This is a genomic window from Mesorhizobium sp. M7A.F.Ca.CA.004.06.1.1 (assembly GCF_003999135.1).
Classification (GTDB): Bacteria; Pseudomonadota; Alphaproteobacteria; order Rhizobiales; family Rhizobiaceae; genus Mesorhizobium.
Genome location: NZ_RZPQ01000068.1, coordinates 1 through 14,188, shown reverse-complemented (window position 1 = coordinate 14,188; position 14,188 = coordinate 1). Strand labels below are relative to the sequence as shown.

Below are 14,188 nucleotides of genomic sequence, written 5' to 3'. Positions count from 1 at the left end.
TATGGGCCCGGCGAGCGTTTTGCCCACGCCCTCATTCGCGACGAAGCCGAGCAGCTCGGCGCCACGGCGCGCGTCGATGCCGCCGGCAATCTCTATTTGACGCTGAAGGGCCGTAATCCGGATTTGCCGATGATCGTTCTCGGTTCGCATCTCGACAGCGTGCCGCATGGCGGCAATTTCGACGGCGCCGCGGGTGTGGTGGCAGGGCTGGCCGTGATGGCCGAACTGGTCGGGCAAGGCATCCAATTGCCGCGCGACCTGATCGTGCTGGCGACCCGCGCCGAGGAAGCGGTCTGGTTTCCGCTGTCCTATCCCGGCAGCCAGGCAGCTGTCGGCCTGCTGGAGCCGATAGCGCTGGAAGCGAAGCGGTCGGACAGCGGACGCACGCTGGCTGACCATATGCTGGAGGAAGGTTTCGACCCTGATGCCGTGCAGCGCGGCGTGCCGGGCATCGATGCCGGACGGATCGCGGCTTTCGTCGAAGTGCATATCGAGCAGGGACCACGCCTTGTCGCATCCGGCGCGCCGGTCGGCATCGTCACCGGGATCGCCGGCGGGTTTCGCTATGTCGACGCGACCTGCCTCGGCGCCTACGCGCATTCCGGCGCCGAGCCGCGCTTCGCCCGGCATGACAGCGTGCTCGGCTTTGCCGATCTGGTCGCCGGCCTTGAAGCGGAATGGGACGCGCTCGAGCGCGACGGCCATGAAGCCACCATCACCTTCGGCCGCGTGCAGTCCGATCCTGCGCAACACGGCGGCAGCCGCGTCCTGGGCGAGCTTCGCTTCACACTCGATGTGCGTAGCGCCGAGGCCGCCGTGCTGGACCGGATCGAGGCAAGGCTGCACGCGCTTTTCACAGAAGTAGGCAAGAAGCGCGGCGTCAGCTTCGAGGCCGGACCGCGCTTCACCTGGGAGCCGACGACGATGTCGCCGGCGTTGATAGCGAGGCTGGACCGCGCCGCCGCCGAACTGCAAATTCCGGCGCCGCATGTGCCGAGCGGAGCGGGGCATGATGCGGCAAGCTTTGCCGGCGCCGGTATTGCGACCGCCATGATCTTCGTGCGCAACGAGAATGGCAGCCACAACCCGCATGAAGCCATGGAAATCGCCGATCTCGACCAGGCGATCCGCCTGCTTCTTCAATTCGTCACCCACTTCGACAACCCCCCGGGACAGCCATGAACCTTGCCGCGACCGCCTTGCTCGTCATCGATCTGCAAAACGAGTACCGTCCCGGAGCCGCCTGGCCGGTCATCGGCTATGACGCGGTGCTCGCCAATGCCGCCGCGCTGATCGAAGCCGCCCGCGCAGCAGGCGTGCCCGTCATCCATGCGCAAGCCTGGGTGCAGCCGGAAGAACGCGACGGCTATGTAAGGCAGGAGGAAACCCTGACCGAGGAATTCCGCTCCGCCGTGGCCGGCAGCGATGGCGCCGCGATCTGCGCCGAGGTGGCGGCGATGCCCGGCGACATCGTCATCCACAAGCACTGGCCGAGCGCCTTTCGCCGCACCGACCTTTCAAGACGGCTTGCCGACCTCAAGGTCGAGAACCTGATCGTGACCGGGGTGCTGACCGACAGCTGCGTGACCGAGAGCGTGTTCGACGCAGTCTATCAGGGGTTCAGGGTCTGGCTGGTCAAGGAGGCCTGTGGCAGCATGAGCGAAGCCATGCACCGCATCGGCATGCTCGACATGGCCAACCGGCTCTATGGCGGCGGCATCCTGCGCCTTCCCGAGGCGCTGAAGGCGCTTGCCGGCCAGCCTTTCGACGGCTGGCGCTGCACGCGGCCGGTTGAGTTCGTCTACACGCTTGAGATGGTGGACCGGATCTACGAGGCCTTGTGATCGGCGCCGCAGCCGCATGTGCCTCGGACAACCTTTGAAGCTGAGGGCTTGAGTACCGTGCCCGGCAGCGATCCGGTCGCCTTGCCGTCAGTCCACACGGACACGCCGTTGACGAAGACATGCTCGATGCCGGCGGCGGGCCGGCGCGGTTCCTCGAAAGTGGCGGTGTCGATGATCGTCGCCGGATCGAAGATGACGAGGTCGGCGAAATTGCCTTCGGCCAGCAGGCCGCGTTGCTGGATGCCGAATTCACGCGCGGGCAGGCCGGTCATGCGGAACACCGCCTCCTGCAGGCTGAACAGGCCGACATCCCTGGCGTAATGGCCGAGCACGCGCGGAAACGTGCCCCATAGGCGCGGATGCGGATGGATATCGTGCGGCAGGCCGTCCGAGCCGATCATCGTGCGCGGGTGCGCGATGATGTTGCGCACATCCGTCTCGTCCAGCTGGAAGTAGACGGCGCCCGCCGGCAGCAGGCGCTGGCCCGCCTCGCGCTCACTGCAGTTCCATTCGCGCGCGATGTCGGCGATCTCGCGCCTCGCCATTTCAGGATGCGGATCGGACCATGTGACGAGGATCTTCAGACCCGTGTCGCAGCGCTCCAGTCGCAGCACCGTCGAGCTCGCGGCATAGGGATAGACATCCATGCCGATGTCCATCGTTTTGCGCGCCTGATCGATTCTTTCCAAGGACGGACGGCTCTTGCCGAAATTGGCGCGGCCGGTGCATTGATGGTGCGAAATGAACAGCTTGCCGCTGGCATGATCGGCAATGTCGATCGCTTCCTCGATCGCCTCGTCCATCGTCTCGAAATAGTTGCGGGTATGGGTGACATAGGGGCCGCCGAGGTCGGCCGCCGTTGCGGCGAGTGCCTTGACCTCTTCGGTCGAAGAGTTGACCGCCGGCGGATAGTCGAGCCCGGTGCTGAGCCCGAAGGCGCCCTCGGCCATCGCCTCGGCCACCGCCTCCTGCATCGCCACCGTCTCCGCTTCGTTGGCCGGACGGTCGGTCACCGGCATGCAGCGCTGGCGCAAAGTGGTGTGGCCGACCAATAGAGCCGCGTTCGTGGCGATGCCGCGCCGTTTGAGCTCGGCGACATAGTCGGCAAAACGATCGAAACGGAAACTCTCCCGGCCGCCGACCAGCGTGAAGGGCGGCGGTGGTGTCGTGTTGAGAAGCAACGGCGCCAGGCTGACGCCGCAATTGCCGGCGATCACCGTCGTCACGCCCTGGCTGATCTTCGGGTCCATGCCACGTGGCGCCAAAAGCGCGCCGTCATCATGAGTGTGCACGTCGATAAAGCCAGGTGCGACCACCTTACCCGCGGCGTCGATTTCCTCGCTGCCCGTTGCATCGTCCAGCTGACCGATGGCGACGATCCTGTCGCCGGTGACGGCGATGTCGGCCTCGAGAGGCTTCGATCCGTCGCCGGCGATCAGCGTCGCGTGACGGATGACGAGATCATAGGGCATCGGGCAAAAGGTCCTAACCTTCGGGATCGGCGGCGATCTCCTCGCGGCGGCGTGCGACATAGGCGTCGAGCTCCTCTCGGATCGCGGGGTCCATTACCGGCTCTTCGTAGTCGTGCAGCGCCTGTTGCCAGAGCTCCGTCGCCCGCTCCAGCGCATCCTTGCCGCCGGCCTCCTCCCAGGCGCCGTGGTTCTGCCAGTTGGACAGCATCGGCTGGTAGAAGGCGGTCGTGTAGCGCGACATCGTGTGTTCGGCGCCGAAGAAATGACCGCCGGCCGGTACCGACTTGATCGCCTCGAAACCGAGATCGTCCTCCTGGAACGGCAGCGGGCGCAGGAACTCCATCATGTTCTGCAGGATCTCCACATCGAGAATGAGCTTTTCGTAGGACGCAGTCAGGCCGCCCTCCAGCCAGCCCGCAGCGTGGTAGACCAAGTTGGCGCCACCCAGCACCGCGCCCCATGTCGCCATTTCCGTCTCATAGGCGGCCTGCAGATCAACCACGTTCGAGGCATTCGCATTCGAGGTGCGGTAGGGAAGATTGTAGCGGCGTGCCAACTGGCCAGCGATGATGTTGGCCTTGGCGTTCTCCGGCGTGCCGAAGGCCGGCGCGCCCGACTTCATGTCGACATTGGAGGTGAAGGCGCCATACATCACGGGCGTGCCGGGGTTGACGAGCTGCGTCAGCACCACGCCGAACAGAGCTTCGGCGTTCTGCTGGCAAAGGGCCGCCGCGAGCGTCACCGGCGTCATCGCTCCCATCAGGGTGAAGGGAGTAACGGTTACAGGCTGGCCGTGCTCGGCCATTGCGATCAGGCCCTCCGCCATGGCGTCATCGAACAGCCGCGGCGAGTTGATCGATATGATGGTCGTCACGCCAGGAGAGGTGCGCATCTCCTCGACGGAAATGCCGCGCGAGATTGCCATCATGTTGATCCCATCCATTGCCCTGGCGCTGCCGATCGCCGTGCAATGGAAGGAGAGGTCGCTGAGCGTCAAATTTGCGTAGTAGGTGTCGAGATGGCGCGAATTGGCCGGCAGCTCCATCGGCGCCACAACCTGGTTGCCGATGATGTGGATGGCGTTGAAGTGGTGCGCCAGCCGGATGAAGTTCTGATAGTCGGGCAAATTCCCCTGGCGGCGGCCATTGATGCGGTCATGTACATTGGGCGGTCCGGCAACCAGGCCGAAGACCAGCGAATTGCCGCCGAGATGCACCTGCTTTTCCGGATTGCGGCTGGTCAACGTGAAGGATGACGGGACTGTCCGCAGCGCCTCGCGCACCAGGCTTTCGTCGATGCGAATGGTCTTTTCCTCGCGGTCGACGATGGCGCCCGCGTCGGCGAACAGGTCCATCACCCGATCGCTCATGACACGGATGCCGAGTTCCGACAGGATGCGCATCGATGTGTCGTGCAGCCGCTCCATCCGCTCTTCGTCGAGCAGTTGCATGGGCGGATAGGGGTTCTTCACCTGCTCCCAGAGCAGTTGCGCGATGCCCCCGCCGCTGCGTCCGGATTTCCCCCTGCGGCCACCGCCGCGCCTGTCCTGTGTCATGAGACTGCTTTCCTCTCGCTTCAGTAACCGCGTTCCGGACTGACGACATTTTCAAGCGGCGCGCCGCCGCGGTAGCGCTTCAGATTGTCGGCGAACATGCGCACCGACTTGATATCCCAACCGTCGTAGACCGCCGCGCAATGCGGAGTGATGGCAACGCTCTCGTAACCCCATAGCGGATGGCCCGCCGGCAGCGGCTCGGTCGCGAAGACATCAAGCGCGGCGCCCTTGATCCGCTTGTTATCGAGCGCAGCGAGCAGGGCTGCCTCGTCGACGACGCCGCCGCGCGATATGTCGATCAGCACGGAGGAAGGCTTCATTGCGGCGAAGGCCGCCGCACCGAGAAGACCGCGCGTGCTGGACAGCAGCGGAACGCAGCATACGATGAAGTCGGCGCGTCCAAGCAGGGTCGGCAGCGCGTCCGGTCCATGCACCTCGTCGAGGCCGTCCATGGCTTTTGGGCGCGCGCGGATGCCGAGCGTGCGGATGCCCATTGCCTGTGCGCGACTGGCGACGGCTGTGCCCGTCTTGCCAAGGCCGATGATCAAGACCGTCTTGCCTTCGATCGGCTCGACGCGGCCACCGCCCCATTGCCGCGCCTGCCGGCGGCGCTCGAAGCCGCGCAGGTCAAGCGAGAAGGACAGCATGGCGCCGAGCGCATATTCCGCCAGCATGCCGGCGGCGACGCCCGCCGCATTCGTCACAGTGAGCCGCTCGGGGTCCCAACTGCCGAGATGATCGGTGCCGGAGCCGCCGACGGAGACCCATTTCACGCTCGGGCTTTCGACAAGCGCCTGGCGCGGATAGCGAGGGGTGCCGTCGAAGCGAACGGAATAAACCACTTCCGCTGCCACGCGCCCGATCAGCTCGGGCAGGGCGGCATAGCTGTCGCAACAATGGACGGTCAGATCCGGATGCGTCTCCTCGAGCACGGCCAGCGCAGCGGCTGGCCGGTCGGTGTGCAGGATGACGGATGGATCAGCCGACATGGGGCCGCTCAGCTCGGGCCAATGTGGTCGGCCGAAGGACCGAGCGCGGCAAGCAGTTTTTCACCACTTTCGAGTGTCGCGTTCTCGTGCGGCGCGCGCAGGGTCAGCCAGCGCTGGTCACCGGAGCGCACCGCCAGCACGGCCTTCATTGCCGGGATGAGGCCGGCATCCTGGATGATCTTGCGGAACGCCTTGACCGCCGCATCCGCCTCGGCAACGTCCTCGCCGGCGATCGCTCGATCGTAGAGGGCCCGGATGGCCGCGGCATTGAGGTTGACGGTCGCCGAGATGCAGCCCGCGGCACCATTGGCGAGCCCCTTGGTCAGCTGTGCTTCCGAGCTCGGGAAGACCGCGACCGCGGGCGCCGCAGCAATCACTGCCGCCGTGTTGTTCCAGTCACCGGCGCTGTCCTTGTAAGCCACGACGGTGTCGGGAAACGCCTCGCTCAGCCGTGCGGTCAAGGCGGGGCTCACCGGCACGCCGGAATTCTGCGGGATGTGGTATAGGATCATCTTCATTGCCGGGTTCGCCACCCGCGCGATCAGTTCGGTGTAGTAGCGGGCCTGGCCGTTGTCGCCGGCAGCGGTGTAGAAGAACGACGGCAGGACCATCACCCCGGCGCAGCCCAGCCCGACCGCATGCGCCGACAGCTCGACGGTTTCGGGCAGCGCGGTGACGCCGGTGCCGGGCATCAGCCGGCTCGGCGAAATGCCGGCCTCGATCAGCCACTCCAGCGCCTGCATGCGCTCGTGCAAGGACAGCGACAGCGCCTCGCCGGTGGTGCCGAACGGCGACAGGAAATGCGCGCCTTGGCCCAGCACCCATTTGGCATGCGAGATCCAGAGATCGCGCGCGATGCGGCCATCGTTTTCGAACGGCGTCAGGATCGGTGCGATGGTTCCTTGCGGGCGGGTCATGTGTGTCCTTCCGTATCGGTCGGCAACTCTATGCACTGCGTGGCCGCTGCCGCTGTCGTCCTGGCGAAGTAGGCCGACGCTGTGACGTCGAACATTACATCAAAACCCGCTTGCGAGCGGAACGTGACCGCCTCGACGTGACCGACGCGTGTTTGCGTTATGTCTTCGACACCGAATTGGTCGGCCCGGAGATCAAGCGCGCATAGCCGTTCCATCGCTTGCGGCGCGTGCGGGCCAGAGAGGCGCATCCACGCCCAGCCTTCCTCGCGCCAGGATGAATAGGCTTTCGCCCCGGCATCGTTCGCCCAGGCGGCTTTGAGTTCGGCCAGCGCCTCGGCCGCACCTTCGGCCAGCAGCAGGATGTCCTCGTTGCCGAGGCGCAGGATCCGCATGCCGTGATGCGCGCCGATGCGATTGACTGCAGGCAGCGCGATGCCGTGCGCCGTGAGCCAGGCGGCGCCGCCGCCGCCTTTCAGGCCAAAGCGCGGAGTGGCCGTCAGGTCGCTCAGCGTTACCGCGCCGATGGGCAGCTTGGTGCCGTGCGCCGCGCCGCCGGCCATGAAGGGGAAAACCGCGCTTGGCGCCATCTACATCTCCTGCCGTGCATTGGCGGGATCGAAGAAGGCGTGAGCAACCACGGGCGCGTCGACCAGATTGCCGTTCCGGCACTTCACCGTCACCAGGCTGCCTTCCGTGGAGTCGTCAACATGGACAAAGGCCAGCGCGATGCTACAGCCGAGTGTCGGCGAGAACCCGATTGAGGTGATCTGACCGACAGGATCATTTCCGCGCAGCACGAGGCAGCTGTCGCCGGGTATATCTTTGGCATCGGCCGGAAATCGCAGGCCCACGAGCTTGCGTGACTGTCCCAGCCTTGCGCGCATCTCAATCGACCGTTTGCCGATAAAGAAAGGCTTCTTATTCGAGACCGCCCAGCCAAAGCCGAGCTCGTCAGGCGTCGTGATCGCGTCGGTGTCCTGGCCGATCAGAATGTGCCCCTTCTCCAGGCGAAGGACGCGCGAGGCTTCGAGACCGTAAGGCTTCAAGCCGTAAGGTTCGCCGGCAGTCATCACCGCGTCCCAAAGGGCGGGCGCGAGGCTGGATGGACAATGCAGTTCGTAGCTCAGCTCGCCGGTGAAACCAATCCGCATGACGCGCACCGGCACGCCGGCGACAACGCCTTCGCGACCGCTGAGATAGGGGAAAGCCTCGCGGTCGAAATCGATGTCGCTGTCCAGCGCCTGAAGCACGGCCCTCGCTTTCGGTCCGGTGACGTTCAGGCCGCAGAACGCGCCGGTGAGGTTGAGGACATCGACTCGCAAGCGCCATTGCGCGTTCCAGAACAGCATGTCGGCATAGACGCGCGCCACCGCACCCGTGGTGGCGGTCACATAGAACCGGTCGTCCGCCATCCGGTAAGCGACGCCATCGTCGACCACCGAGCCCATCTCGTTGAGCATCAGGCAATAGCGCACACGCCCGACAGGCTGGTTGGCATGCGCCATTGTGTAGAGGCGGTCGAGGAACTCGCCAGCATCCGGCCCGCGCAGCTCCAGCTTGCCGAGCGTCGAGACGTCGAGCAGGCCGACCCCTTGCCGCACCGCCATGATCTCGTCGCGGATCGTCTTTTCGGCCGCGCCGGCATCGCCATAGAAATACGGCCGCCACCATGCGCCCACCGGCTTCATCACGGCGTTGAGCGCCAGGTGCCTGGCATGCAGTGCGGTGCGCCGCTCAAGGGGTTCGTGGTCGCCGGCAAGCACGCCAAGCGTCTCCGGTCCGACCGGCGGGCGGGCAGTGGTGATGCCGACTTCGGCGACCGCGCGGTTGGTCGCCTCGGCAACGATCCTGGCTGTTGCGAGCGCGGAATGGCGACCCTGGCTCGGGCCCATGCCGACGGTGCTGAAGCGTTTGACCAGCTCGATCTCGCGATAACCCTCCTTGACCGCGTTTTGCAGATCCTTGACCTGCAGATCTTCGTCGAAATCGACGAAGTCGCGGCCCTTCCGATCGGCGACGATCGGCAGCACATGGACCGGGCTGGTGGCCATCGGCCTGGTGAATATTTTGTCCTCTGCAACAGCGTGGCCGAGCCCCAAACGTGCGGCCACGGCCGCGCGATGCCCGCCGGCAATCGCGTCCTGCAGATCGCTGTCTCCAGCGACAGAGCCGGCAAGGTGGACCGGTGCTTTCGGCAGGCTGAGCGTCATTGATCCGGTGGTGGCGTCGTAGCCGACCTTGGCGCCGGCCTGGCAAGGCAGCTGCCAGGCAGGCACCTTGCCAGCCGAGACAGCCAGCAGGTCGCACTCGATCCAGTGCCCGCCGATGCGAACCCGCGCAAGGTGACGATTTCCCGCTGTCCCCTCGGCGGCTTCGATCGCCGCGGCCTTCCGGATGGCCACGCCCTTGCCGTGCAATTCGGCTTCGAAGGCGCCCGTCTCGCCGCTGGATCTCGGATCAACGACTTGCATCACCGAGACGCCGGCTTCGACCAGATCGAGCGCGACACAATAGCCTTCGTCGCCGGTGGCCAGCACCACGGCCTTTTGTCCGGGGCGCACGCCGTAATGGCGGATCAGCCGCTGCACAGCGCCGCCGAACATGATTCCCGGCAGGTCGTTGTTGCGGAAGATGGCGGGCTGTTCGATCGAGCCGGTGGCCAGGATCACGGCGCGGGCGCGGGTGCGATAGAGCCGGTCGCCCTGGATCAGCGGCAGCCAGTTGTCCTCGTACCATCCGTTGCAGACGGTCCCGGTCAGCAGGCGCAGATTTGGCAGGGCCCGCAGCCGGGAGGACAGGTCGGCAAGCATGGCCGGATCATGCCGGCCATAGGTCAGCGACCCGCCGATCTCCGGGTTCTCGTCGCAGAGCACGACATCCGCGCCCGCCTCGGCGGCAGCGATGGCGGCGTTCAGTCCTGCCGGACCGGCGCCGACCACGAGAATGTCGCAGTGCAGGTGCGTCTTGTCGAAATGCCGGCGCGGAGCGGTGGTGTCGACCACGCCCAGTCCGGCCTTGCGGCGGATCATCGGCTCCCAGAATTTCTGCCAGCTGTCGCGGCGCGGCCCCATGAAGGTGCGGTAGTAGAAGCCGACCGGCATAAACCGTCCCAGCCTGTCGATGATCGCGTCGCGGTCGCGCTCGAGCGTGCCGTTGACGTTCTGCGCGCTGATCCGCAACCCCTCGCTGATCGGCGTGCGGTCTGCGGCGACGTTCGGCTCGAACGGCAGTTGCACCAGCGTGTTGGCATCCGCCCCGGTCATCGAAAGGATGCCGCGCGGCCGATGATATTTGAAGGACCGCGACAGCACCCATTGTCCGGAGGCAGCGAGCGCGCTGGCGATGCTGTCACCGGCATAGCCCTCGAAGTTCTTGCCTTCGAATGTGAAGCGGATGGGGCGGCTTCGGTCGATCCTGCTGCCCCAGGGCTCAGCCAGCCGGTTCATGGTTGAGCTCGGTGTTCGGAAGCATCGAAGGTGCGGATGATCTCGTTGGTGACGAGGTCGCGCTCGGCCAGGAAGAAGTAATTGCTGGGCACGTGCCGCCACCACTCGACCACGACGCCCTTGCGATTTTCGGCGCGGAACAGGTGTCGCGACCAGTCGGCATCGGCGGCCCGGTCCGGATCCAGCTCGGCGCGGACGGGCCCGAACGACTGGAACTCGTCTATATTGCGCTGGCCGTTCATCGGGCAGGTCAGGATCTTCATGGTCAGCGGCGTTTCATGGTCAGTGACTGGCCGCCGTAGCGCCCATTTCGTTGAGCAGCCGGAACGTCTCGAAACGTTCCAGCGCGAACGGCTTCAATATGTCGGGCACGCGGCCCCTGGCGATCGTCTCCGCCATGCGTTTGCCGGCGACCGGTGTTGCCTTGAACCCCCACGTCCCCCAACCGCAATCGAGCCAAAGATTTTCGAGTGGACTGGCACCCATGATCGGGCTGTAGTCGGGCGTCATGTCGGTAATCCCGGCCCATTGCCTCAGCAGCCGCACGCCCTGCAGGAACGGGAAGAGATGCACGGCGCCCTCGGCGAGGTGTTCCTTCATGTCGAGCGTCGAGCGCGTCGAGTAGAGCTGGTAGGGATCGGAGCCGCCGCCGATGACGACCTCGCCGCGCGAGGACTGCACCAGGTAGGTGTGCAGCGAGACGGAGGAAACCAGCGTATCCAGCCAGGGCTTCAGCGGCTGCGTCACCATCGCCTGCAGCGGATAGCAGCGGATGGGAAGTTCGACGCCGGCCATCAGCGCCACGTCGTAATTCATCCCGCCGGTCGCGATCAGCACCTGGCCGCAGGCAATGCGGCCGCGGTTGGTCTTGACGGCCTGGACCCGGTCGCCGACGACCTCGAAACCTTCCACTTCGGTCCGCTGGTGTATCTCGACGCCGCGCCGCGACGCCTGCGCGGCATAGCCCCAGGCAACCGCATCATGCCGCGCGGTTCCGCCATCGGCATGCCAGAGCCCGCCAAGGATCTCAAGCGTGCCGCCATAGTCCATGTTGAGGGACGGTGCGAGCTCTTCGACCGCTTTCTGGTCGACGACTTCGGTGCGCGTGCCCAGATGCTTGCCCATCTCGGCGCGCGCATGAAAGCTGCGCAGGGTCGCTTCCGTGTGCGCCAGCGTCAGCTGGCCGCGCTGCGAGAACATGACGTTGAAGTCGAGTTCCTGCGACAGGCCCTCGAACAGCTCGACCGCTTCCTTGTAGAAGGCGATGCCTTCCGGTGTGATGTAGTTCGAGCGGATCGTGGTCGTGTTGCGCGCCGTGTTGCCGCCCGCGAGGTAGCCCTTCTCGATCACCGCGACGCTGCTTATGCCGTGATATTTCGAAAGATGATGCGCGCACGCCAATCCATGCCCGCCGCCGCCGACAATCACCACATCGTAGGATGGCTTGAGGTCCGGTGTTGCCGGAATGTCGCCGCTGACCGGATAGTCCCTGCTGAGACCGTATTTCAGAAGCCTGAGCGGCATTTCAGGCTACCACGCTGGCCGTTGGAGGGTCATGCTGACGAGGGGCGGATCGTAGAGCAATACCGAAAGATCGGAGAAGCGGCTGTCCTGATCGGCAAGCGAAAGGACCGCGTCGCGGATCGCGCTGGCACGGCCCTGTCCGAGCACCGGCGTCGCGAACTCCATATACTTGGCCTCGATCTCAGCCAGTGTCAGCGGCGCCTCGGGTCCGCCGCGCGCGTGGACGTCGCCGGAAGCAAGCACGCGCCCGTCCGTGGTCGTGATCGCCACGTCGGCCCAGCGCCCCGAGGGGAAGCGGACGCTGTGGCGCTCCGATTCCCGGACCGTGATGCGGCTCAGCAGTTCGGCGACGGCGGCATCCTCAAGCCCGTTGCCGGAAATGTGCTCCAGACCGATGCGGCCATGCATGATGAAGGTCGCGACGGCGAAGCGCAGGCTGTATTGCGCCTTCGAGGTCGTGTCCGGCACCCCGTCGAACAGTGTCACGGCGTAGTGGAAGCTGTTGACCTCGACATGGCTGATCTCCGACGGGGTCAGGTTATGCGCCAGGACGAGGCCACGCGTTGCGTCGATGGCCGCATGCGCCCAGCGGCAGATCGGGTAGGGCTTCACATATTGATGCAGCACCTGCCAGAAGGCGCCGAGATCCTGCCAATGAGCGGCGATTTCGGGCGCCTCGACCGTGATCGCCGGCGCGCCGGTGAAGCCGCGCTCGGCCAGCACGGCAGCGGACAGGCCGGTCAGCGCGCCGATACCCGAGCCGTCGTGCAGCATCGTCGGCGTAGCGATCTCGCGCATCATCTGGCTGCGCGGGCCATGATATTCGGCAATGCCTAGCGCCTCCCGGAATTGCTTTTCGCCGAGCCGCCGCAATCTTGCCGCGAGCGCGGCCACGCCCACGGCATTCCATGCGCCTGACGTGTGGTAGTCCGACACCGTCGCATGCAGCGCGATGCCGGCCCGGCCGGCGACTTCGTAGCCGACGACAAGCGATGCCAGCGCTTCCGGCCCGCTGAGGTCGGGGAGCGCCTCCGCCAGCGCTGCCAGCGCCGGAACGACGGCGACGCCGATATGGCCCTTGGTCGGGCTGTAACCGTCATGGCCATCGAGATTGTCGATCTGCGTTGCGGCCGCATAAGCGGCCCCGGCGATGCTGGCGCGGCGGCCGTCGAAAAGCATGCGCGCCGAATGCGGAGGATCGGCGGAGCCGTAGAGAAGGGCGGCGGTGTCGCGGGCGATCCGGCCGGCTTCCATCGGGCTAGCCGCAATGGCTATTCCGAGCGTGTCGAGCAGGAGATATCGCGCCTGTTCCAGGACAGGGAGAGGGAATACGGCCGCCGGCCGCCGCAACACGAAATCGGCCAGGCGAACCGCCACGCTGGTACTCGCGTCAAGCCCTTCACGCCGGTGCGACGGCACAGCCACTGGCATCACTCCCCTCTGCGTCACGACATCATTAATTTGGGTCCATCGCGCTTTCACGCAATTAGTTCGGCGGCTTTGGCCAAAAATATCTATGTCTTGTCGCTTGCCTGCGATTGAACGCCGGCGCTTCCATGGTTTACCTCTCACTGCACGAAGCAGGAGCCGCAGATGAAGCCACCACCCCCGTTGAACTATATCAGGTCATTCGAGAGTTCGGCCCGGCACCTCTCCTTCACCCTGGCCGCCAAGGAGCTCGGATACACGCAGGCAGCGGTCAGCACGCATGTCCGCGCGCTTGAACATTATATCGGCCGGCAATTGTTCATCCGCTATCCGCGCAGTCTCAAGCTCACCGAAATGGGCGAGGCCTTCCTTCCCACCTTGCGGCAGGCGCTCGATCAGATCGACCAGGCGACGGAGGCGATCGTGACTTCGTCGCGCAACCGCACGGTGGTCGTCTCCTGCCCGATGAGCCTGGCGGAGAACTGGCTGGCGGGCTGCATGGCCGCCTTTCGCAAGAAACATCCCGAAATCGAGATCGTGCTGCATGGCACGATCTGGGAGGACCTCAGCGAGCAGATCGCCGACATCACCATTTCGACGCGGCGTTTCGACGACCGTCCGCCCGCGGGCCTTCCATTGTGGAACGACGAGCTGGTTCTGCTGTGCGCGCCGACGCTGCTGGATGGCGAGGGCGCCCTGAAGCTGCCTCGGGATATACTCAAGGTCGATTGGATCTTCGTGCATGGCCGCCAGGAATATTGGCAGGTCGTCACGTCGGCACTGGGCGTCGACATGGACGATCACGACAAGGGCCTGACGACCAACGCTTCCAACATCGCGCTTGAGCTGGCCGCCATGGGGGCAGGGCTCGTCGCGACCCAGCGCTCGCTTGCCCACGCGTATCTGCGGCGGGGACTGCTTGTCGAACCGTTCCCGGTCCGGCCGGCCAGTCCGTGGAACTACTACCTCACCGAAAACCAGCTTTCGAAGGGGACCATCGCGCGCACGGTGCG

General features: G+C 65.4%; 12 protein-coding genes. 3 read left to right on the top strand and 9 right to left on the bottom strand.

Features of this window, described 5'->3' with window-relative positions; genetic code table 11:
• Together EN906_RS07080 and EN906_RS07075 are read left to right on the top strand one after the other, a co-directional pair.
• A partial coding sequence (locus tag EN906_RS07080) for a hydantoinase/carbamoylase family amidase (RefSeq protein ID WP_164777118.1) occupies window positions 1-1,182 on the top strand: 1,182 nt, incomplete at its 5' end.
• Window positions 1,179-1,844 (top strand): isochorismatase family cysteine hydrolase, encoded by a 666-nt coding sequence (locus EN906_RS07075; RefSeq protein WP_127269650.1) that lies wholly within the window; start codon window positions 1,179-1,181, stop codon window positions 1,842-1,844. The genes EN906_RS07080 and EN906_RS07075, both read left to right, overlap by 4 nt.
• Here the strand turns inward: EN906_RS07075 and EN906_RS07070 are convergent.
• The 9 genes from EN906_RS07070 to EN906_RS07030 are packed head-to-tail and all read right to left on the bottom strand — an operon-like array spanning window position 1,829 to window position 13,124.
• A complete protein-coding gene (locus EN906_RS07070; RefSeq protein ID WP_127269652.1) occupies window positions 1,829-3,316 on the bottom strand; it encodes a D-aminoacylase in 1,488 nt (495 codons plus the stop codon). The two genes, EN906_RS07075 and EN906_RS07070, sit on opposite strands and share 16 nt — an antisense overlap.
• A 13-nt stretch (window positions 3,317-3,329) precedes the next feature.
• Complete coding sequence (locus EN906_RS07065; protein WP_127269654.1) at window positions 3,330-4,871, bottom strand: trimethylamine methyltransferase family protein; 1,542 nt, start codon at window positions 4,869-4,871, stop codon at window positions 3,330-3,332.
• A gap of 20 nt (window positions 4,872-4,891) precedes the next feature.
• Window positions 4,892-5,860: a D-2-hydroxyacid dehydrogenase gene (locus EN906_RS07060; protein WP_127267570.1), complete on the bottom strand. Its 969-nt coding sequence runs from the start codon at window positions 5,858-5,860 to the stop codon at window positions 4,892-4,894.
• A gap of 8 nt (window positions 5,861-5,868) precedes the next feature.
• Window positions 5,869-6,777, bottom strand: a complete 909-nt coding sequence (locus EN906_RS07055; protein ID WP_127267569.1) for a dihydrodipicolinate synthase family protein — start codon at window positions 6,775-6,777, stop codon at window positions 5,869-5,871.
• On the bottom strand, window positions 6,774-7,364 hold the full coding sequence (locus EN906_RS07050) for a hypothetical protein (RefSeq protein ID WP_127267568.1): 591 nt from the start codon (window positions 7,362-7,364) through the stop codon (window positions 6,774-6,776). The genes EN906_RS07055 and EN906_RS07050 overlap by 4 nt, the downstream gene beginning before the upstream one ends.
• A complete protein-coding gene (locus EN906_RS07045) occupies window positions 7,365-10,223 on the bottom strand; it encodes a 2Fe-2S iron-sulfur cluster-binding protein (RefSeq protein ID WP_127267567.1) in 2,859 nt (952 codons plus the stop codon). It abuts the gene before it with no gap.
• Window positions 10,220-10,486 (bottom strand): sarcosine oxidase subunit delta, encoded by a 267-nt coding sequence (locus EN906_RS07040; protein ID WP_127267566.1) that lies wholly within the window; start codon window positions 10,484-10,486, stop codon window positions 10,220-10,222. Before EN906_RS07040 ends, EN906_RS07045 begins: the two co-directional genes overlap by 4 nt.
• A 19-nt stretch (window positions 10,487-10,505) precedes the next feature.
• Window positions 10,506-11,747, bottom strand: coding sequence for an FAD-dependent oxidoreductase (locus EN906_RS07035; protein WP_127267565.1), 1,242 nt, complete (start codon window positions 11,745-11,747; stop codon window positions 10,506-10,508).
• A gap of 6 nt (window positions 11,748-11,753) precedes the next feature.
• Window positions 11,754-13,124, bottom strand: a complete 1,371-nt coding sequence (locus EN906_RS07030; protein ID WP_245465158.1) for an MmgE/PrpD family protein — start codon at window positions 13,122-13,124, stop codon at window positions 11,754-11,756.
• A gap of 216 nt (window positions 13,125-13,340) precedes the next feature.
• On the opposite strand from EN906_RS07030, the gene EN906_RS07025 reads away from it, so the two are divergent.
• A partial coding sequence (locus tag EN906_RS07025; RefSeq protein WP_127375113.1) for a LysR substrate-binding domain-containing protein occupies window positions 13,341-14,188 on the top strand: 848 nt, incomplete at its 3' end.